We start from the raw sequence: 19,093 nt of genomic DNA, 5'->3' as shown, positions 1-19,093 counted from the left end.
AGCACCGCCATCGAATCGAGTTCGGGGACGCTGCCGAGCAGCGGGGAGTCCGCGTCGAATTGCAGGCCGCGCCCGTTGAGGCTCAGGACTTCATCGAGCAGGACCAAAACCTGTTGCTGAATGTTCAAAGCAATAAACCTCATTTCACCGATAATCGCTGTCTGTTCCGCCGGTCCGGACGGGTGACGAGGGCATTATACTTGCCCATTGAGCGTTCCTGACCTGCATCACTGCATTCCCGCGAGACACGATGACCAGCGCCGTCCTGCTCCACCAACTTGTTGAAAGCGCCGCCGCCCGCGACGGCGCCCGGATTGCGCTGACCCGCGGTAAGGAAGCGCTAAGCTACGCCGAGCTCTTCGCGCAATGCGCGGCCTGGTCTTCCGGGCTGCTCGAACTGGGCATCGCGCGCGGCGAGCGCGTTGCGATCTACCTTGAGAAACGTGTGGAATTCGTCGCGGCGGCCTTCGGAGCGACAGCGGCCGGCGGCGTGTTCGTGCCGCTCAATCCGCTGCTGAAGGGCGAACAGGTGGCGCATATCCTGCGCGACTGCAATGTGCGCGTATTGATCACGAGCGTCGAGCGCCTTGCGGCCTTGCAAGCCGTGCTCCCGCATTGCCATGACCTGCGGCAGGTGGTGATCGTCGGCTCGCCGGAGGCACTCCCCGAGGTGCAGGGGGCGAGCGTGCATCGCTGGAATGAGTTGGCTGCGGCGCCTGCACGCGAGGGGCACCGTGTCATCGACAGCGACATGGCGGCGATTCTCTACACCTCAGGCAGCACGGGTCGCCCGAAAGGGGTCGTGCTGTCGCACCGCAACGTGGTGACCGGCGCATGCAGCGTCGCGCAGTACCTCGAGAACAACGCCGAAGATACCTTGCTGGCGGCCTTGCCCTTGTCTTTCGACGCGGGGTTCTCGCAGCTGACGACGGCCTTCCACGCTGGCGCGCGCGTCGTGCTGATCGATTACCTGCTGCCGCGCGACGTGCTCAACGCGGTCGTGCGCGAACAGGTGACGGGGCTGACGGCGGTGCCGCCGCTGTGGATCCAGCTCGCCGGGCTGCAGTGGCCGGAAGACGTCACCGACCACCTGCGCTACATCGCCAACACCGGCGGACGAATGCCGGGAGAGACGCTGAAGGCCCTGCGGGCCAAGCTGCCGCGCACCCGCCCCTTCCTGATGTATGGTCTGACGGAAGCTTTCCGCGCGACTTACCTGCTGCCCGAACAGGCGGACCTGCGCCCGGATTCGATCGGCAAGGCGATCCCGAACAGCGAAGTGCTGGTGCTGCGCGAGGACGGCACCGAGTGTGCGCCGAACGAGCCGGGCGAGCTGGTGCAGCGCGGCGCGCTGGTCGCGATGGGCTACTGGAACGATCCGGAGAAGACAGCCGAACGCTTCCGGCCGCTGCCCGCGGGCGTCGGCGGGCGCGAACCCGGTCTGACGATCCCCGAGATCGCGGTCTTTTCGGGCGACACGGTGCGGCGTGATGAGGACGGCTTCCTCTACTTCGTCGGGCGGCGCGACGAGATGATCAAGACCTCGGGCTATCGGGTGAGCCCGACGGAGGTCGAGGAGCTGCTCTATGGCACGGGCAAGGTCGGCGAATGCGTCGCCTTCGGTCTGCCGCACCTGACCCTCGGTCAGTCGATCTGTATCGTCGCGACGGCACCCGCGGGCGGTACGCTCGATACGGCCGCGCTGCTCGCTGACTGCCGCGCGCGAATGCCCGCCTACATGGTGCCAGCGCGAATCGAGGCGCGTAGCGGGCCCCTGCCGCGCAACCCGAACGGCAAGATCGACCGCAAGCAGCTCGCCACCGAGTGCCAGGAAAAGGAAGCCGCGCAGTGACTACCGCCGCCAAGCCCGCCCCCGTCCATGCGTCGATGACGCAATTCCCGATTGCGAACGGCGAGCTGCTCGTCGGCGGCCTGCCACTCACGCGGCTTGCGGCGCGGGTCGGTCAGACGCCGTTCTACGCCTACGACCGGCAACTGCTGGACGCGCGCGTCGCAGAGTTGCGCAGCGCACTGCCTGACGCGGTCGAGCTGCACTATGCGGTGAAGGCGAATCCGATGCCGGCGCTGGTCGCGCATATGGCGAGGCTCGTCGACGGGCTGGATGTCGCGTCGGCGGGCGAGCTGAAAGTGGCGCTCGACGCGGGCTGCGATCCCGCCGACATCAGCTTCGCCGGGCCCGGCAAGCGCGATGCGGAACTCGCGCAGGCGGTCGCGGCAGGCGTGCTGCTGAATGTCGAATCGGAAACCGAAGTGCGGCGGCTCGCGGAGATTTCGGCGCGCCTCGGCTGGCCGGCGCGGGTCGCTGTGCGCGTGAATCCGGATTTCGAGCTGAAGAGCTCGGGGATGAAGATGGGCGGCGGCCCGAAGCCCTTCGGCGTCGATGCCGAGGCGGTGCCGGCGCTGCTCGCCGAAATCGGGCGCGTCGGGCTCGCCTTCGAGGGCTTCCATCTCTTTGCGGGTTCGCAGAATCTGCGGGCCGAAGCGATCGTCGAAGCGCAGCAGAAGAGCTTCGAACTGGCGATGCGGCTGAGTGAAGCTGCACCCGCTGCGGTGCGTGTCGTGAACCTCGGCGGCGGCTTCGGTATCCCCTACTTCCCCGGCGAAGCGCGGCTCGACCTGGGGCCGATCGCCGACAACCTGGCGCGGATCGCCGAGGACGCGGCAGGCCGCTTGCCCGGTGCGAAACTTGTGATTGAGCTCGGGCGCTATCTCGTCGGCGAAGCGGGCCTCTATGTCAGCCGCGTCGTGGACCGCAAGGTGTCGCGCGGACAGGTCTTTCTCGTGTGCGACGGCGGACTTCATCACCACCTGTCGGCGTCGGGCAATTTCGGACAGGTGATCCGCAAGAACTATCCGGCGGCGATCGGCAATCGCGCCGACACGCCGGCGGACACGGTCGCAACGGTCGTCGGCCCGCTGTGCACGCCACTCGACCTGCTCGCCGATCGCATGGCACTGCCCGACGCGCGGCCGGGCGACCTGGTCGTGATCTACCAGTCCGGCGCCTACGGCGCGAGCGCGAGTCCGCAGGCGTTTCTCGGGCATCCGCCGGCGGTCGAAGTGCTGGTGTGACCGTTGCGTGGATGCCTTCCGGGTATCCACGCAACGAAACATTGCCGGCACGAGGCTTTGTTATCCTTGCGGAAGCGGTTCGTCCCGAACGGCTTGCGGAGTAGCGGATGCCTGAAGTTGCCCACGACGTGTTTCGAAACCGTCTTGTCATCGGACTCGCAGCGCTGACGCTCGTGGCCGGCGATGGATGCTCGCCGACAAGCGCGACCGGGGGCGACCTGAACAACCTCCCGCCGAATCGCTGGGTCAAGCTCGATACCGCGCCGGTCTCCGGTTGGACACGCCAAGGCCACGCCGGGCTCGCCTACGACAGCAAGCGCGGGACGCTGCTGATCTTCGGCTCGAACACCCACGGCCTCGACTGGGACGACAGCGTACATGAATTCGACCCGGCCACCCTGCGCTGGACGACGCATGCTGCGCTCGCACCGCAAACGAGCTATCGCGCGGACGACAAGGGGCGCGCGGTCGCCGGTGGGCAGGATCTCCAGCCTTGGGCGATGCACACCTACGGCGGCGTGGCCTACGATTCGCAGCGCGACGGGCTGATCGTGACGGCACGGCCCGAGCACAATCCGATCGGCAAGAAGATTCCCGAGGCGACGATCCATCCCACCTGGTTCTACAGCCAGGCGCGTCGGCAGTGGCAAATGCTCCCCGACAGCGGAGAAGCCCCGCCGAAATTCTTTGCGTCCGCGGCGGCGTATGACGAGCGCCGCGGCGTCCCGGTCGCCTACCACTGGGGCATATGGGAGCTCGTGCCGCGTGACGGAGGCCACACCTGGGTCCAGGCGACCAAGGAAGGCCATCATCACATGCATTACAGTCTGGTGTATGACAGCCGGCGCGGGAACTTCGCGGTGTTCGGGGACTACTACAACATCAATGATGTGTGGATCTACACGCCAGGTCCCAGGCCAGGCGAGGCGGGACGCTGGGAAGAGCGCAAGCCGCGCGGGGACGAGGCGCCGCGCAGCCAACACTTTCCCGTCGCCTTCGATCGCGATCAGGGCGTTTTCCTGCTCGTTCCAGGCAACACGGAGTTCGAGGAACTGCCCAACGGCAAGGAGCGCGCGAAGCCGGCGCGGTCGAACAGCAGCTTTGTCTACGATCCCGACGACAATCGCTACATTCGCCTCCCGGAAGGGGACATGCCAGCGCTCGGCATGAACTTCATGATGGCCTACGACGCACGCCACAAGGCGTTCCTGCTCGTCACGGGAGCCTCCGGCGGGGTGCCCTCGGTGTGGGCCCTGAAGCTCGATCTGGCGGGTCTGCGCCGATGAGCCTCGGGGATTCGATCCGGCACGGTGCCTTGTGGCTGTTCGTGGGCAATACGGGCACCCAGGTCCTGGGCTTCGCCTTCGGCATCGTGCTCGCGCGACTGTTGGCGCCCGAGGACTTCGGCATGCTGGTGACGATCCAGGTATTTACGGGCCTAGCCGGCTTCGTCGCGGGCGGTGGAATGGGCCAGGGTTTGGTGCGGGCAACCGACGTGACGCAAGGCGACATCGACGTCGTGTTTACGCTGCAGCTCGCGATCGGATGCTCGATCTATGCGTTCTTCTATATGGCCGCACCGTGGTTCGCGCAGTGGTATGACACGCCGATCTACGCCTCCTTGCTGCGAGTGTCGGCGCTGACCTTTGTCATCCGGCCCTTCGTGAATCTGCCGGGCAGCATTCTCCACCGAAACATGCGCTTCAAGTCGCAGACGGTCGTGCGCATGGCGACCCTGCTGGTGTCCACCGGCGTCAGCATGGCAATGGCCTGGCAGGGTTACGGCGTATGGAGCCTAGTCCTTGCCGGACTCGCCGGCTCGCTGTGCAGCATGACGCTGCTCATGCATTTCGCGCGATGGCGCCCGGCGCTGTCCCTGGATCTCCGGCGGGCCCAAGCTGTGGCCCGCTACGGGATGCTCGTCTCGCTCAACGACATCGTGGCTTACCTGCGCAGCCAAGCGACGAACTTCGTCCTCGGCAAGGCGCTCGGCCCGGCGGCGGTCGGTCTGTTCAACAAGGGCGACAGCCTCGCGCGGATTCCGCAGGCGCTGGTGACGGGCTCCGTGTACCAGGTGCTGTTCCGCGCGCTCGCACAGGAGCAGGACAACCTCGACAAGTCGCGCTACCTGTTTTTCCGCAGCCTGGGCCTCGTTGCCGTGTATGTGACGCCGTTCTACGTCGGCGCATTCTGGCTCGCCGATTCGCTGGTCACGGTGCTCTACGGATCGAGATGGGCGGAGGCTGCGGCACCGCTTGCAATGGTCGCCCTGGCAGGACCGTTTCTGACCGTCGCGAATCTCTCGGGCGCAGTCCTCGCTGCGCGCAACTGGCTGGGGCGCGAACTCGTCGTCCAGGTCGTCCTGCTGATCATGACCTTGCTCGCGGCCGTCGCCGCCCTGCCCTATGGTCTGCCCGGCGTTGCAGTTGGCGTCCTGCTGGTCTCCATTTACAACGCGTTGCATATGTACATGCTCGCTTCGCGCTGCCTGAAAGCGAGCTGGGGCGCGCTTTTCGCGGCATTGCACCCGGCCGCCATGCTCAATGCGATTCTCATCGGCATGCTGGCTGCTGTGCAGCATTTCACGGGCGAAATCGCGCAAAAGAGCCAAGTTATCTACTTGATGATGACGGCAACTGCGGGAGGACTCGTGTACGGGCTGTGCTTTCTTTACCTGCCGATCGATGCACTGCGCACCGAGCAGCTTCGCTGGAAGGCCAGACTGCGCCTGACGCGCAAAGCCAGCACCACCTGAGCAATTCCCGATGGGCAGGAGCGCATGAGCAACTTCGACAAACCGGTGTTCGTGCTGTCGTCGTCCTGGCGCTCGGGCAGCACGCTCGTACAGCGCTACGTCACGGCGTCCGGGGAAGTCCTAGTGTGGGGCGAGACGGGCGGCGCGCTCGATGCGTTGCGCGATGCGCTGGGCGGGTGGGATCAGATCACTGCGCCGAGTGCGCGGCGCTTTCCGGGGGGGACGGGCGGCGGCAAGGGCGAAGAAGCTTTCCGGACCTTCGTCGCGGCACCGAAATCCGAGCATTCCGGACAGTGGATCGCCAACCTGAGCCCACCCTTCGCGGACATTGCGGGCGAGCTGCGTTCGATGCTGCTCAAGGTGTATGGCGCGCGTGCCGGAGAACTCGGCTACCCGCGCTTCGGGATCAAGGAAACACGCTGCGATTTGGCGACGGCGCGCTGCCTGCGCACGCTCTTCCCGGACGCGAAGTTCGTGTTTCTGGTGCGGGATCCGTTCGCCGTGATGCTCTCGATCAAGCGCCGCAACTGGATGGGCCACCCGCCCGGACACGCGACGCTGCGTTACTACGCAGAACACTGGCGACTGCGTTCTGCGCAGTTCCGGGACGCCGATTTCGGCCTCACCTTGCGCTATGAAGATTTTGTTGCCGATGCGGCACTGCGCGACAAATTGATGGACTACCTTGAGATCGAGACCCGGCCGCCTGCGGACTTTGCCGAAACGAGCAAGGTCGACTGGGTCAGCCGGGATAAGTCCGATCTCAGCCGCTGGGAGCGGGGCCTGCTGCGGCACTGGCTCGGTGGGGAAATGCGACAGTGGGGGTACTGACATGGTCGACCCGATCTCGCGCCTGATACATCGCCGATCGCGCCACGACTATGCCGTGATCCTGATGTATCACTCGGTCGCGGCGAGTCCCGGCAAGCCGTCCTGGCCTTGGGCGGTGTCGCTACAGCAGTTCGGCAGCCAACTCGATTTCCTGGCGGCGGAAGGCTGGACGACGCTGACGATGGGCGAGCTCGCCGCGATGGGAAACGGCTATCCGGAGCGGACGGTGGTCGTCACCTTCGACGACGGTTACGGCGACAACGTGGCCGCGTGGGAAGCGCTGACGCGGCGCGGTATGCGCGCCTCCTGGTTCATCGTGACAAGCAGTATCGGGCAGGAGCCGCAGTGGTCCGACGAAGGCCAGCCGTCCGGCCAGATGCTGTCGGCGAACGTCTTGCGCGAGATGGCGGCGTCGGGCATGGAAGTCGGGTCCCACACGGTCACTCATGCCCGTCTGCCGCAACTTGACGACCGCCACCTCGACGACGAGGTATCCAACTCGAAGGCTGCGCTGGAGGATATGCTGGGCCGCGAGGTCCAGAGCTTCGCCTATCCCTATGGACTTTTCGACGAACGCTGTGAGGAGGCGGTGCGCCGCGCGGGCTACCGCGCCGCCTGCACGACGCGCACGGGCTGGGCCTTGCGCGACCGGAATCCGATGCAGCTGCGCCGTCTGTCGATATTTAACAGCGACACGCCGAGCAGCCTTGCGCGCAAGCTGAGCTTCGGCAGCAACGACGCATCGTGGCGCGACGTCGCGCAATACGCGATGCGACGGGCGATGGCCTAGAGGACAGACGACGTGGCGCCGACCGTGTCGATCATCATGCCGTGCTACAACGCCGTGGCGCATCTGCCGGACAGTGTGCGGAGCGTGCTCGCGCAAACATTCGCGGACTGGGAGCTGATCGCGGTCGACGACGGATCGAGCGATGCGACGTTGGCGTGGCTTCAGGCGCAGACCGACGCGCGGATGCGCGTCATCCACCAGCATAACCAGGGCGTGAGCGCTGCCCGGAATGCGGGTCTCGCCCAGGCGACCGGCACCTACGTCGCCTTCCTCGACGCGGACGACACCTGGCATCCGGACTTCCTGAGCCGGATGCATGAGGCACTCGACGCCCGGCCCGAGGCCGTGCTGGCGTATTGCGGGTGGCAGAACCTGGGGCAGACGGGCGGGCGCGGCGAACCCTTCGTTCCGCCGGACTACGAAACGCCGGACAAGACGGAAAAACTGTTCGCCGGCTGCCGCTGGCCCATCCACGCGGTGCTTGCTCGCCGCGACACCGTGCAGGCTGCGCGCGGATTCGAGCCGGGGCTGAAGAATGCCGAGGATTTCGCGCTGTGGCTCGAAGTCGCGATCCCCTCGCCGATCGTGCGCGTGCCGGCGGTGCTCGCCTACTACCACTTCCACAACGGCGTGCAGGCCTCGAACGACCGGGCACGCGCCGCGATCGCGCACTGGCGGGTGCAGCGTCGCTACCTCCAGCGTCACCCGGAGCGCTTCGCGCACCTCAGCGCGGACCGCATCCGCCGGCTGACCGACGGCGAATTGCTGTTACGGGGTTACGAGAGCTACTGGAAGCGCGACATCGGCACTGCGCGCCAGATCTTCCGTGTCGTCATGAAGGAGCGCTACGGCTCGCCGGCAGACTGGAAACACATGCTCCCGGCCCTGCTGCCGGAATCGCTGCATCGATGGCTGATCCGCGCCCTCGCGGGCGACATTGCGGGGGTCGAGAAATGATCCTGACCTACGCCTTCTGCACCTACAACCGTGCGGACCGCCTCGAAGCGCTGGTGGCGGCGATGCGTGCGCAGACTTGCCCGATCCCCTTCGAGATCCTCGCAGTGAACAACAACAGTCGCGATACGACGACAGAGGTGCTCGCGCGGCTCGCCGCGATGCCGGGCGCGCCCTTGCGCTGGGTCACGGAAAGCACGCAGGGCATCGTCGCGGCGCGCAACCGGGCGATCGAGGAATCGCTCGACAGCGACATCATGGTCTTCATCGACGACGACGAGATGCCGCTGCCGGGCCTGCTCGAAGCGGCGGCGCATGCAATTCTGGACGAAGGCGCGGACTGCGCCGGCGGCCGCGTCGCGATGGATTTCTCGCAGCACGCGCGGCCGCCGTGGCTCGGCGACGAGCTTCTGGGCTTCCTCGCGGCGGTCGACCACGGCCCGGATGCGTTCTGGATCACGGACGACTCCACGCCGGTCTGGACGGCCAACATCGCCTATGCGATGAAGCTCTTCCGCGCCCCCCCCGAGCTGCGCTTCGACAAGCGCTACGATCGCAAGGGCAGCGCGATCGGCGGCGGCGAGGATGGGATCATGTTTCGCGCACTGATGGAACGCGGTGCCCGGATCCGCTATTGCCCGGGAATGGCGGTGCTCCACGCGGTCGAACCGTGGCGCCTGCAGCGCGCCTATTTCCTCAAGCTGCATTACTGCGCCGGGTTGCGCCGCGGACGCTACCAGCTGCCGTCCTACTCGCGCACCGTCCTCGGGATGCCGCCCTTCCTCGTTTCCCAATTCCTGCGCCAGAGCGCCAGCGCGCTGCACATGCAGCTCGCGGGGCGGCCGGGCGCCCTGCGGCAGGCGATGAATGCGACGAATGCGCTCGGCTGTCTCGTGGGCTATGGGCAGCGGGGGAAGGAATAGGATCATGGCCGAATCGCAGTCCAAGCCCATGCAGGCGCAGAGCCCGATCCTCCGGGGCTTGCCGAAGCTCGCCAGCCTGCCGAAGCTGCTCGATCCCGAAATCCGGGCCAAGAACCTGCGTCAGCTCCGATGGCGCGCGCGGGAACTGGCGTGGTCGGTGATGCGACCCGCGATGCCCGACCCGGTCTTCGTGATCGGCTGCTCGCGCTCCGGCACGACCGTCACCTTCGAGACCTTTGCCGCATCCGGCCATTTTCTGCACTTCGATTACGAGCTGCCGCAACTCTGGGACGGCCTGTACGGTCCGCTGACGAACGGCTGGGAATCCGAATCCGCCGACGCGACGAACGCACGCGAGGAGCATCGCAATCGCGCGCTCGCCTATTTCTACGCGCGTCTCGGCGCAGGGCCGGTGCTCGACAAGACCTGCATCAACACGCTGCGCGTGCCCTACCTGCACGCGCTCTTCCCGCAGGCGAAGTTCGTCTTCATCCAGCGCGACGGCCGGGACAACATCAGCTCGATGATCGACGGCTGGCGGCTGGGCCGTCGCGACGGCGGCTTCGGCCTGCAGAAGCAGTTCGGACCCTCTCCCGATCCGGTGGAAATCAACGGCGGCGAGTTCCGCGAATGGCATTTCTTCCTCCCGCCCGGCTGGCGCGACTACAACCGGGCGAGCCTCGAGGAAGTGTGCGCCTACCAGTGGCTCACGGCGAACCGCCTCGCGCTCGATGCGGCACGGGACATCCCACCGCAGCAATGGATCGCGCTCCGCTACGAAGACATTTTCGAGCGGCCGGTCGCGATGTTCCGCGAGGCCTTCGAACGCCTCGGGGTGCCCTTCGACCTGCGCATCGAAGAGCGCTGCGCGAGCCTCGCCTCGCGTCCCACGAGTGTCGTGAAAGGGGTGCCGCAGAAGCAGAAGTGGAAGGAGAACAACCCAGCGGCCATCGAGCGCATCCTGCCGATGATCGCGCCGCTGATGCGTGAGATGGGCTATGACCTCGACCGCTGACACGCCGCTGGTCAGCGTCGTGATCCCGGCCTGGAACGCCGCGTGGTGCGTCGGGCGGGCGATCGACAGCGTGCTGGCGCAGAGCCTCCGCGACTTCGAGCTGATCGTCGTGGACGACGGCAGCACTGACGACACGCCGGTGGTGCTCGCGAAGTACGGACCTTCGATACGCATCGTCACGCAAGCCAACGGCGGCATGAGCAGCGCGCGCAACGCCGGCATTCGGGCTGCGCGGGGAGCTTACCTGGCCTTCCTCGATGCCGACGACCGCTGGCTGCCGGACAAACTCGCCCGGCAGGTGGCGGTGCTGGAAAAGCAGCCGGAGCTCGCCTTCTGCGCCGCCGTAGCGACACTTGAAGATGCCGAGGGCAGGATAGTCGGCGAATGGCGAGGCCCCAGCGGAAGGACGATCCAGATCGCCGATGTCTTCCGGAACCACTCGGCGGTCGCGGGCGGCGCCTCGGCGGTGCTCGCAAGACGCGATCTCGTCGTCAGGCTCGGCGGCTTCGACGACTCGCTACGGGGGGCGGAGGACACCGACCTGTGGATCCGCCTGGCCGCGCACGGCGGCTTCGTGTGCATCGACGAACCCTTGGTGGTGGTGCTGCGGCGACCCGACAGCGTGAGCCGCAATTTCGCGGCGATGCGACTGGGGGCTCTCGCGATGATCCGCAAGAATCGCAATCTGCTGCCGGCCGAACTGCGCGGCGACTTCTGGCGGAGCGCCTATGCGGGGGCCCTTTGCGACTATGCGAAGTGGGGCTATCGCGACGGCAGGCGGGGAGCGGCCCTACGCGATGCCCTGACCGCGCTTTGCCTGGCGCCGGCCGCCCGCGGGCGGTTGGCGATCGGGCTGGCACTGGCCATTCTGCGGGGGCAACACGTATGACGGGGATTCGGGCGAGGCGGGCAATCGAGACATGACGAACAGCGCCGAGACCATGCCGTCGAGGTTATCGCTGACAGTCCTGATCTGTACGCACAACCGCGTCGACCTCCTTGAACGGGTCATCACCTCGTTGAACGCAGCACGCCGGCCGCCCGACACGGATGTGCAGCTTCTGGTCGTCGCCAACGCCTGTACCGACGGCACGGCAGATTTCCTGCTGGATTACCAGAATAAGACGGGCCTTCCGCTCGACTGGATCGCGGAGCCGACGCCGGGCAAATCGCATGCGCTCAATCGCGCCTTGCCCCAGATCGTCGGTGACGTCGTTGCCTTCGTCGACGACGATCACCGTGTCGACGAAGCCTATCTCGTAGCGATCGCCCGCGCCGTACGCCAATGCCCGGGCGCGGGGCTTATCTGCGGTCGCATCCTGCCCGACTGGGACGGCTCCGAGCCCGAATGGGTGCACGACGACGGCCCATACCGGATCTACCCGCTGCCCGTGCCGCGCTATGACCAAGGCGATAAGCCGATGCAGGTCGACATCGACGGCGCGATCCCCGGCGGCGGCAATCTGGTCGCCCACATCAAAGTAATCCGCGCCACCGGGCCCTTCCTGACCGAACTCGGGCCGACCGGACACAATCTCGGCGGCGGCGAAGACCTTGAGTGGGTGCGGCGCGCGTTGCGCGGCGGCGCGATGCTGAGGTACGCGCCGGACATGATCCAATACCACTATGTCGACGGCGAGCGGCTGACCCTCTCCTACCTGCTGCGCAAGGGCTTTCAGCGCTCGAAGTCGGTAATGCGCTTCCGTCGTACCGAAAGCGGCGTGCCGCTCTACATGTGGCGTAAGGTGGCGGGCTATGCACGGGGCTGCATACTGTCGCTGCGCGCGCAGCCGCGTCGCTTCTACCTCGTCCGGCTCGCCTCCGCTTTCGGCGAGATGAGCGGCATGCGCGAAGCCGCCCGCCATCGTCGCCAGCGTGCGCGACTGCCCTGGCTGCCGATGCAGACTGGCCTGATGTTGTCCGCCGTCGTCGGCTTCGTCGGCTTCGCCCTCGCGGCGAGACTGGGGCAGTCCCGGCTGACAGACGCGCTGCTCCCGGCGGTCGTCGTCGCCGCCCTGCTCGCGCTGTCGCTGATCGTGAAGTCGGTGGTCGACTTTTCGCAGACCGGCCCCCAGCTGCGCCCCGAAATCGTGGATCGTTATCGCGCCTACTTTCCGTTCGCGATGACGCGCCTGGGCTTCTGGACCTTCGGCGTCGGACTGTTCTGCGCGCTGCCCGGAGCGGTGATCGCCGCCGTCCTGGACGACTCGCCCGGCGTCGCGAGCCCCTTCCTGGCCGGCCTCGCCGCACTCCTGACGCTGGCGCTTGCGGCGAGCTACCTGACGTGCCGCACGCTCGTTGTGAATCCCGGCCTCATCGTCGCCTCCTGGCAATACCGCACGGACCGGCTGCACCGGCTGTGGCGCTTGCTGTCGGCCTACAAGCTCGCACAAACCGACACCGTTGCCGTGGCCTGCGTCGCCGTCGTGGTCGGCGCGCTCATCGGCCTGCTCGCGATCCGCGGACAAGAGGCGCTGGCCGCGGCGGTGGCGAGCCTGACCGCAGGGTACTGGGGCGTCTTTGTGTTCGCCTTGTGGGAACCCGAAGGCAAGGTATCGAGGCATCGGAGCGGCGGTCGCCCGAACCTGTTGCTGATCGGCTCCGACACGCTGCGAGCCGACCGCGTGGGCGCCCTGAGGAACGGGCAATCGCTGACACCGAACATCGACGCACTGGCCAAGCGAGGGACGCGCTTCGATGCGTGCTATGTGCCCTGCGCGCGGACGGCGCCGAGCCTGATCTCGCTGTTTACCGGCACCTGGCCGCATACGCACGGGATCCGCGACAACTTCGTGCCGGACCATGACACCCAGCTCGAGATTCCCGCGCTGCCGACGATCCTCCGTGCGCTGGGCTACCGGACCGCAGCCGTTTCCGACTGGTGCGGCTCCGATCTCGGCAAGTTCTCGCTGGGGTTCGACGTGCTCGATCTCCCGGAAGACCAGTGGAACCTCAAGTACCTGATCCGCCAAGGTCCGAAGGACATCCGCCTCTTCCTGTCGGTCTTCCTGCACAACCGCGTGGGCCGCCTGCTGGTCCCCGAGGTCCATTTCCTGGGCGGCGCGCCGCAGACGACGCAGCTCGGTCAGCGGACACGCCGCCTAATCTCCCGTCTCGGGAGCACCGGCGAACCCTTCATGCTCAACACCTTCTACTCGACCACCCACCCGCCCTTCGCCTCCGAATATCCCTTCTACCTGCGCCATTCGGATTCCAGCTACGAAGGCGCTTCGAAGTTCGCGATGGCACGGGTGACGGACCCATTCGAAATCATCCGGCGCCAAGGGGAGCCGCGCGAGGAATTCGACCTCGATCAGATCCTCGCGCTCTACGACGGCTGCGTGTCGCAATTCGACGATGAAGTCGGCCAGGTCATGCGGCACCTGGAGTCCTGCGGTCTGGCGGAGAACACGATCGTCGTGCTCTATAGCGACCACGGCATGGAGTTCTTCGAGCACGGCACCTGGGGCCAGGGAAATTCCGCGCTGGGCGACTTCAGCGCGCGCGTCCCGCTGATCGTCGCGGATCCGCGCGAGGCCGGCGGGCGACAGGTCGATCAGGTGGTGCGCACGATAGACATCATGCCGACGCTGCTCGAACTGCTGGAGGCGCCGTCCGTGAAGTGCGACGGGCATTCAATCCGCGCTGCCATGCTAGACCCCGCCATCGACCTGCAGCTCAAGGCCTTCAACGAGACGGGAATCTGGATTTCGCCGATGCCAGGGCTACCGAGCCAACACCTCAGTTACCCCGATCTGCTGCAACTGCTCGACGTGCCGGATGACGCCAGCGGCGCGCTCGCGATCAAAGCCGAATACCACGACATCGTGTTGCTCGCGAAGGACCGGATGGTGCGCGACGGACGTTGGAAGCTGGTCTATCAGCCGCTGGAGTCCGGCGAGCGGCTGGCGCTGTATGACGTAATCGCCGACCCCGGGTGCACTCGGGATCTTGCCGAAGACCATCCGATGGAAGTGAGGCGCCTGTGGGCGGAACTGCGCGAGTGGATGGAGCGCGATCCGGTATTGAGGCGGGGACGCGTCGCCGCCTAGAGCCCATCCTCAGCGGCTGGCATGACGCTCCAGAACCGCGTCCACCTCCGCAAGCAGCGGTGACGGTTCGGCAAGCAGCGCCTGCACGCGGGCCCGGTCTTCCGCGATCGTTCGGTCCGAATTGCCATCGTCCAGGCGGACGCCGAAGCCGTTCTCTTCGCCGAGAACGCGGGCGAGGACGCGGTCGCCAAGCGCCTTCTTGAAGTGACCGGCCTCCCAGTAATACTGCATCTGCGTGCGGCGGTCGCCCCGCGCCGGAATGGATTCGAGGGTTTCCGGCGAGACGCCGCTGAAGTCCCACACCTCGACCCGCCCGCCCGCCGCTGCATGTCGCGCGGCGATGGCCACGATCGACTTCTTCCACTCGGCAAAGAGCTCGCCCATGCCGAGCCGCTCCAGCATCAGGCGAATTTCGGCGTGATAGGGGTAGATCACGAGATAGGTCGTGGCGCCGGCCTCGGCGCCGCGGGCGAGGATCGCATCGAGCACCTGCTCGTTCTCCGACACTCCGCCTTCGGCCGGATTCACCCGCGGCGGCTTGCGTAGCCAGCTGCGCACGTTCTCCTCTGCCCTCTGGCGGAACAGCATGTAATGACCGTTCTGCGCCACTTCCGGGACGTAGTTGAGCAGCGGATTGAAGCCGCGCGGCGTCAGCGTGGCCGGGTAGCTCGCATGCTGCAGCAGCACCGTATCCAGTGAATCGCGCAAACCGCTCACGGAGAAGACCGACTCGGCGAGGAAACGCAGGTCCGGCCGTGGGGCAGGTGCAGTCGGACGCGACGCCAGCGGGCGAGGCCGCGCGCCGCCGAGAAAGTCGAAGAACTCGACGCCGAGTACCATCGTCTTCGGCATGCAGCCGGCTGCGTCGAGCCAACTGATCTGGCGGAGGCTCAATTCCGCGCTCGTCCCCGGGACGGCGTGGTTGAACGCGGACAGCCCGTGCCTGGCGAAGAGCTCATTTTCCGGGTCGAAGCCGATTTCCGCACGCGAGTTGCCGAAGATGCCGGCCGATGCACACGCGCGGCGGGCGGCCTGCCAGCGCGCGAGCTCGCGGTGGTGGTCCAGATAGGGTTTGACGGCGTTGAGGCCGGCGATGCGCGGAGAATCGAACACACCGAGCGGGTCGATGACGGCATTGAAGACAGCGGCCGAGGCGACGACGAGGACCAGGGTCGCCAGCATCCAGCGCAGGTAGCTTCCCCAAGAATGGATGGCCGCGCTCATCAGAACTGGAAATACAGGAATTCTGTCGGACGGCTGAGGGCAAGTACGCCGAGCGCGAGCAACAGGCCGACGGCAACGGCGTCGCGACGGCGCGCCTGCCAGCTCAGCGTCGTCGCCGGTTGAACGCTGCGCAACGCCTCGTTCGACAGCGCGGGCTCGAAATGCCTCATGATCTCCTGCGTATTCGGGGCGAGGAAGGCGATCGAGGCGCCGCCGACGACCCATAGCCAAGTCTGGGCGAACGTCCCCCCGCCTCCCAGGTAAGCAACGACGCCAAGCCCTTCGAGCACGGATCTGGCCGGCCCCAGATGGGACAGGACCGACTCCGGCAGCGCAGCCCCCCAAGCACCGAGCATGCCGGCGACAAAACGGTTGGCGGTGGCGAGGTCGGGCGCGCGGAAATACACCCAGGCGAACACGACGCACAGGAAGGTCACTGAGACCGCGAGGCCACGCGCGAGACGCGGCGGGAGCCGGAACGGAATCCTTGCCGAAACGTCCTGCCACGCGTGATTGACCGCGAGGAAGAAGCCATGCAGTGCGCCCCAGATCACGAAGTTCCACCCCGCGCCATGCCACAACCCGCCCAGCACCATCGTGACCATCAGGTTGGCCTTGCGGCGCAGCGGACCGTGGCGGTTGCCACCGAGCGGGATGTAAAGATAGTCCTTCAGGAAGCGCGACAGCGTCATGTGCCAACGACGCCAGAACTCTGTGATGTTCGACGACTTGTAGGGTGAGTTGAAGTTGAGCGGCAAGCGCACGCCGAAGAGGCGGGACAGGCCGATCGCCATGTCGGAATAGCCAGAGAAGTCGAAGTAGAGCTGGAAGGTGTAGGCGAGCGCGCCGCCCCACGCGACGAACAGAGACGGCGCCTCCGCTTGCGCGGAAAAGACCGGCGTCGCGTAGTCGGCCAGGTTGTCCGCGATCAGTACCTTCTTCGCCAACCCGATCGCGAAGATCGTGAGCCCGACGGCGATGCTGGATGGATCGGGCCGGTAATTACGGTCCTCGTCGAACTGGGGCATCATTTCCTTGTGGTGCAGGACGGGCCCCGCAATGAGGTGCGGGAAGTAGGTGACGAAGAGCAGGTAATAGACGAAGCGGTATTCGGTGACCTTGCCGGTATACGCATCGGCGAGGAACGCGATCTGTGTGAAGGTGAAGAAGGAAATGCCGATCGGCAGGATCACGCCGAGCAAAGGGATGTCGCCGCCGGTCACGGCATTGAGACTGGCGACAAAGAAATCGGCGTACTTGTAATAGGCGAGCAAGAGCAGGTTGGCGGCCACCGCGAGCGTTAGCGCGCGCCTCCCCTGCAGGCCGCCTGCATGACTCGCGATGTACCCACCGGCGAGATAATTGCCGACGATCGACGCGAGCAGCAGCGCCAGGTAGCGGTAGTCCCACCACCCGTAGAAGAACAGCGAACAGGCCGCGAGCCAGCCCGCGCCAACACCTTTTCCGAAGCGGCCGAAAATGAAGAAGCCGAGCAAGGTGACCGGCAGGAAGGCCAACAGGAAGGGGTAGGAGTTGAACAGCACTGCCCGCTCACTTCCACTCGAAGCGCACGACGTTCGACAGCCGGCTGAGATTGCGGTCGGCGTCCCACGAGCAGATCGCAACGTAGTAGGTCCCCGGCTTCAGGTTCTCGACCGTCGGCTGGGTCGGCGCGCCGAAGGCGTCGTGCGGCAGCAGTTCGCGCATCGTGAAGGTCTCGGTCGTACCCGGCGCGCCGGGACTCGGCTCGCCGGCGACGTGCTCGGCCATCCAGAAGGCGTTGACCTTGCCCCAGTCCGGGCTGACCTGTGGCGGGCCGGAGCGCTCGTTCGTGAAGTCGCCGGGCATGATCCGCAGGTCGATCTTGCCGTTCTTCTGGCGTGACAGGATTGCATTTTCGACCTCGCTGACGACGCGCTGCTTCTCTGCAGCCCGCTGCGGGTTGTCGGTCGGCGCGAACTCGACGATCGGCTTGTCGCTGTACTTGACGAAGTAGCGCTCGGCGCGCCCGGTCGGACCGTCGTCCTTCGGCGCAGTCCAGCTCAATGTGACGCCGCCGCGCGCGACGCGGACCACGCGCAGATCCGTGATCGCGTCCGGCGGCGTTGTCGAATGCTTGGCGACATTGTCCCGCTCCCATGCCATCACCTGGATGAAGGGCGGCGCGACCCAGCTGTCGCGGGGCGAATTGACGAGCGACTCATAACGCTGGCGGATCTCGGGCCAGCCGGTGTAGTGGTACAGGTAGGGGAAGGCCTGCAGCATGTGGTCATGCCGCTGCGGCATCACCGACTTCTCCTCCTCGCCGATGTACTGCGAGGGCATCGTCGTCCAGTTGTTGATCATCCCGAGCTTGGGATAGAACAGCACGTGATGCGCGAAGTAGTCGGCCTGACCCCACAGGCCGTCGAGGATGCGTTCGTCGCCGTAGGTCTTGTAGGCCTCGTGCAGCGCCAGGACGCCCTGCGCTTCCATCCAGGTCTGCGTCTTGGAGACGGCGACCGGGCTGACCTTGAAGAGCTCGAGCACCTTGCCGGCCAGTTGCTCCTCGCGCGCGGGACTGGTCAGCTGCCCGTGCCGGTTGCGCAGCAGGGCGAGCAGGCGGCGCACCTGCCAGCGCGCGAACTCGTCGAACACGGGGCTGCCCGTGGCCTGGAAGCCCGCGAGATTGGTGTACAGCATCCACGTATAGACGCGGGAGTAGTGACCGCGCCAGAGGGCGTCCGGGTCCTTCTCGAAGTAGTCGGTTGTCGTCAGCGGCTGCATCTTGCCGTTGAAGAGGTTGATGTGTTGGAAGTTGAGGTCCCAGTTCACGAAGCCGTAGATCGCGTCGAGCGCGCGCCGGTCGCCGAAGAGGTAGTAGTACTCGAACAGCCGAAACAGCGCGTAGTGCTCCATGTCCGGCAGGATCTTGTACCCGTTCAGGTAGCTCCATCCCCCGACCGGCCTCTTCTCCGGCCCGCGCGGCGTCGGCACGTCCTTCATCCGCTCGCTTTGCCAGGTGTAGAAGTCCTTCGGACCGAAGCCTGCCAGCACGTTCCAGTCGGCCAAGGCGCGGTCGACGGCCGTCAGGCGCTGAGCTCCTTCGCCGAAGCGGATCCGGTTATCGCGATAGACCCAGCCCGGATTCTGCGAGATCGTCCAGCGGCTGAAGGCGAGGTTCTTCTCCAGATCGGACAGCTGACCTGTGCTGAGGAAATCGAGCCAGCCCGAACTCAGGCTGTCGTGGTGGCCGCCCGAGTTGTAGCTGCTGTTTTCGCCGTGACGCTTGATGCCTGCGCCGTTGGGTATCCAGTGCCCGTCCCCGCCGCCTCCGCCTGCGCCCCTGTTGCGCCGCGCATCGGCCGGCGAACGCGCGATCTCGAAGTACCACGCTTCGGAATCCGAATACCAGGCGGGCGGCGCGTAGGCGAAGAGCGGGTATTCGAAAGCCTCAGCGATGTCGGCGACGCGTGC

14 protein-coding genes are annotated in these 19,093 nt (G+C 66.2%); 11 read left to right on the top strand and 3 right to left on the bottom strand.

All coding sequences use genetic code 11. From position 1 onward, the window contains the following. Positions 1–250: 250 nt before the first annotated feature. The 11 genes from VJ673_RS11355 to VJ673_RS11305 all read left to right on the top strand — a co-directional run bounded on the left by VJ673_RS11355 (position 251) and on the right by VJ673_RS11305 (position 14,413). Positions 251–1,852 (top strand): acyl-CoA ligase (AMP-forming), exosortase A system-associated, encoded by a 1,602-nt coding sequence (locus VJ673_RS11355; RefSeq protein ID WP_324126212.1) that lies wholly within the window; start codon positions 251–253, stop codon positions 1,850–1,852. A gap of 35 nt (positions 1,853–1,887) precedes the next feature. Next, the gene (locus VJ673_RS11350; protein WP_324126213.1) at positions 1,888–3,093 is read left to right on the top strand and encodes a pyridoxal-dependent decarboxylase, exosortase A system-associated; all 1,206 of its coding nucleotides are present in this window, start codon (positions 1,888–1,890) and stop codon (positions 3,091–3,093) included. Between the two features lie 107 nt (positions 3,094–3,200). Continuing rightward, positions 3,201–4,379: a Kelch repeat-containing protein gene (locus tag VJ673_RS11345; protein WP_324126211.1), complete on the top strand. Its 1,179-nt coding sequence runs from the start codon at positions 3,201–3,203 to the stop codon at positions 4,377–4,379. Then, entirely contained in the window at positions 4,376–5,848 is a 1,473-nt protein-coding gene (locus VJ673_RS11340; protein WP_324126210.1) for a lipopolysaccharide biosynthesis protein, read from the top strand. Before VJ673_RS11345 ends, VJ673_RS11340 begins: the two co-directional genes overlap by 4 nt. A 24-nt stretch (positions 5,849–5,872) precedes the next feature. Next, the gene (locus tag VJ673_RS11335; protein ID WP_324126209.1) at positions 5,873–6,679 is read left to right on the top strand and encodes a sulfotransferase; all 807 of its coding nucleotides are present in this window, start codon (positions 5,873–5,875) and stop codon (positions 6,677–6,679) included. Between the two features lies 1 nt (position 6,680). Next, positions 6,681–7,469: a polysaccharide deacetylase family protein gene (locus VJ673_RS11330; RefSeq protein WP_324126208.1), complete on the top strand. Its 789-nt coding sequence runs from the start codon at positions 6,681–6,683 to the stop codon at positions 7,467–7,469. 12 nt (positions 7,470–7,481) lie between these two features. Continuing rightward, on the top strand, positions 7,482–8,426 hold the full coding sequence (locus VJ673_RS11325; RefSeq protein ID WP_324126207.1) for a glycosyltransferase family 2 protein: 945 nt from the start codon (positions 7,482–7,484) through the stop codon (positions 8,424–8,426). Then, positions 8,423–9,346, top strand: a complete 924-nt coding sequence (locus tag VJ673_RS11320; RefSeq protein ID WP_324126206.1) for a glycosyltransferase — start codon at positions 8,423–8,425, stop codon at positions 9,344–9,346. The genes VJ673_RS11325 and VJ673_RS11320 overlap by 4 nt, the downstream gene beginning before the upstream one ends. A gap of 4 nt (positions 9,347–9,350) precedes the next feature. Next, the gene (locus tag VJ673_RS11315; RefSeq protein WP_324126205.1) at positions 9,351–10,361 is read left to right on the top strand and encodes a sulfotransferase family protein; all 1,011 of its coding nucleotides are present in this window, start codon (positions 9,351–9,353) and stop codon (positions 10,359–10,361) included. Further along, positions 10,345–11,250, top strand: a complete 906-nt coding sequence (locus VJ673_RS11310) for a glycosyltransferase family 2 protein (RefSeq protein ID WP_324126204.1) — start codon at positions 10,345–10,347, stop codon at positions 11,248–11,250. The genes VJ673_RS11315 and VJ673_RS11310 overlap by 17 nt, the downstream gene beginning before the upstream one ends. 31 nt (positions 11,251–11,281) lie before the next feature. Further along, positions 11,282–14,413, top strand: coding sequence for a sulfatase-like hydrolase/transferase (locus VJ673_RS11305; RefSeq protein ID WP_324126203.1), 3,132 nt, complete (start codon positions 11,282–11,284; stop codon positions 14,411–14,413). Positions 14,414–14,422: 9 nt separating this feature from the next. Here the strand turns inward: VJ673_RS11305 and VJ673_RS11300 are convergent, their stop codons facing one another. The 3 genes from VJ673_RS11300 to VJ673_RS11290 all read right to left on the bottom strand — a co-directional run. Next, the gene (locus tag VJ673_RS11300) at positions 14,423–15,637 is read right to left on the bottom strand and encodes a hypothetical protein (RefSeq protein ID WP_324126202.1); all 1,215 of its coding nucleotides are present in this window, start codon (positions 15,635–15,637) and stop codon (positions 14,423–14,425) included. Next, on the bottom strand, positions 15,637–17,181 hold the full coding sequence (locus VJ673_RS11295; RefSeq protein WP_324126201.1) for an MBOAT family O-acyltransferase: 1,545 nt from the start codon (positions 17,179–17,181) through the stop codon (positions 15,637–15,639). Before VJ673_RS11295 ends, VJ673_RS11300 begins: the two co-directional genes overlap by 1 nt. A gap of 7 nt (positions 17,182–17,188) precedes the next feature. After that, positions 17,189–19,093 (bottom strand): fibronectin type III domain-containing protein (locus VJ673_RS11290; RefSeq protein ID WP_324126200.1); only part of this gene is annotated, 1,905 nt, incomplete at its 5' end.

Source organism: Aromatoleum sp. (assembly GCF_035254505.1).
Classification (GTDB): domain Bacteria; phylum Pseudomonadota; class Gammaproteobacteria; order Burkholderiales; family Rhodocyclaceae; genus Aromatoleum.
This window is presented reverse-complemented; position numbering and strand designations above follow the sequence as displayed.

What these genes read in the sequence shown, in the direction of transcription:
- VJ673_RS11340 (WP_324126210.1), top strand. Translation starts at nt 4,376, where the DNA reads ATGAGCCTCGGGGATTCGATCCGGCACGGTGCCTTGTGGCTGTTCGTG.
- VJ673_RS11305 (WP_324126203.1), top strand. Translation starts at nt 11,282, where the DNA reads ATGACGAACAGCGCCGAGACCATGCCGTCGAGGTTATCGCTGACAGTC.
- VJ673_RS11355 (WP_324126212.1), top strand. Translation starts at nt 251, where the DNA reads ATGACCAGCGCCGTCCTGCTCCACCAACTTGTTGAAAGCGCCGCCGCC.
- VJ673_RS11300 (WP_324126202.1), bottom strand. Translation starts at nt 15,637, where the DNA reads ATGAGCGCGGCCATCCATTCTTGGGGAAGCTACCTGCGCTGGATGCTG.
- VJ673_RS11320 (WP_324126206.1), top strand. Translation starts at nt 8,423, where the DNA reads ATGATCCTGACCTACGCCTTCTGCACCTACAACCGTGCGGACCGCCTC.
- VJ673_RS11350 (WP_324126213.1), top strand. Translation starts at nt 1,888, where the DNA reads ATGACGCAATTCCCGATTGCGAACGGCGAGCTGCTCGTCGGCGGCCTG.
- VJ673_RS11335 (WP_324126209.1), top strand. Translation starts at nt 5,873, where the DNA reads ATGAGCAACTTCGACAAACCGGTGTTCGTGCTGTCGTCGTCCTGGCGC.
- VJ673_RS11310 (WP_324126204.1), top strand. Translation starts at nt 10,345, where the DNA reads ATGACCTCGACCGCTGACACGCCGCTGGTCAGCGTCGTGATCCCGGCC.
- VJ673_RS11330 (WP_324126208.1), top strand. Translation starts at nt 6,681, where the DNA reads ATGGTCGACCCGATCTCGCGCCTGATACATCGCCGATCGCGCCACGAC.
- VJ673_RS11345 (WP_324126211.1), top strand. Translation starts at nt 3,201, where the DNA reads ATGCCTGAAGTTGCCCACGACGTGTTTCGAAACCGTCTTGTCATCGGA.
- VJ673_RS11315 (WP_324126205.1), top strand. Translation starts at nt 9,351, where the DNA reads ATGGCCGAATCGCAGTCCAAGCCCATGCAGGCGCAGAGCCCGATCCTC.